This is a genomic window from Thalassospira sp. ABL2_045, assembly GCF_056161285.1.
In genome coordinates this window covers 1-1,230 of record NZ_JBSWYV010000035.1, presented here as the reverse complement: position 1 = coordinate 1,230, position 1,230 = coordinate 1, and the positions used below count along the sequence as shown (strand labels likewise).

Sequence of the window (1,230 nt, the reverse complement as noted above, 5' to 3'; positions counted from 1 at the left end):
GTGTCCAGGTACCATCACCATTATCCGTACCTGCAGACAAAGTTGCGCCGTCCGGAACACCAGAGATCGTGACCGTCAGCGTTTCGCTGGAATCCGTGAGACCAGCGTCGATGTCCAGCGCAATGGCGCTGTCTTCGTTACCCGAAGCGTCAGACACATCCAGGGTCGGCACATCAGCAACACCCGCAACATCAACCGTGATGCTGCCCGTCGTCGTCGCAACATTAGAGCCGTCTGCCGACGTCGCGGTCACACCAAGATCAAACGACCCACTGAAGTCTTCAGCCGGCGTGATCGTCAAACCGTCAAGCTGATCCGAACCCAGTGTCCAGGTACCATCACCATTATCCGTACCTGCAGACAAAGTTGCGCCGTCCGGAACACCAGAGATCGTGACCGTCAGCGTTTCGCTGGAGTCTGTGAGGCTTGCATCGATATCCAGTGCAATCGCACTGTCTTCATTGCCAGATGCATCAGACACATCCAGGGTCGGAGCATCCGCGACACCGGCAACATCAACCGTAATGCTTTCTGTCGTGGTCGCAACATCAGAACCATCAGCCGACGTCGCCGTCACACCAAGGTCAAACGACCCGCTGAAGTCTTCCGCTGGCGTAATCGTCAGATCTTCAAGCTGATCCGAACCCAGTGTCCAGGTGCCATCGCCGTTATCGGTTCCGGCAGACAAAGTCGCACCGTCCGGAACACCCGAGATTGTTACCGTCAGCGTTTCAGAGCTGTCGGTGAGACCAGCATCAATATCAAGGGCAATGGCACTGTCTTCGTTACCACTAGCATCAGACACATCGAGTGACGGCGCATCCGCAACACCCGTGACATCAACCGTCAACGTATCGGTTGCTGTTGCAACATCCGAACCATCGGCAGAGGTCGCGGTTACACCAAGATCAAACGACCCACTGAAGTCCTCAGCTGGTGTAATCGTCAGACCTTCAAACTGATCCGAAACCAACGTCCAGGTGCCGTCACCATTGTCGGTTCCGGCAGACAAGGTTGCGCCATCAGGCACACCGGAGATGGTGACCGTCAGCGTTTCGCTGGAATCGGTCAGAGCTGCATCAATATCAAGAGCGATCGCACTGTCTTCGTTACCGCTTGCATCAGACACATCCAGTGTCGGCGTATCAGCGACACCAGATACATCGACAGTCAGGGTATCGGTTGCCGTTGCAACGTCAGAACCATCTGCCGAAGTCGCCGTTACGCCAA

1 protein-coding gene is annotated in these 1,230 nt (G+C 55.7%); it reads right to left on the bottom strand.

What is annotated here, in order from left to right:
* The coding region (locus tag ACXAIA_RS20605; RefSeq protein WP_475351006.1) for a hypothetical protein at positions 1-1,230 on the bottom strand (1,230 nt) is incomplete at both ends.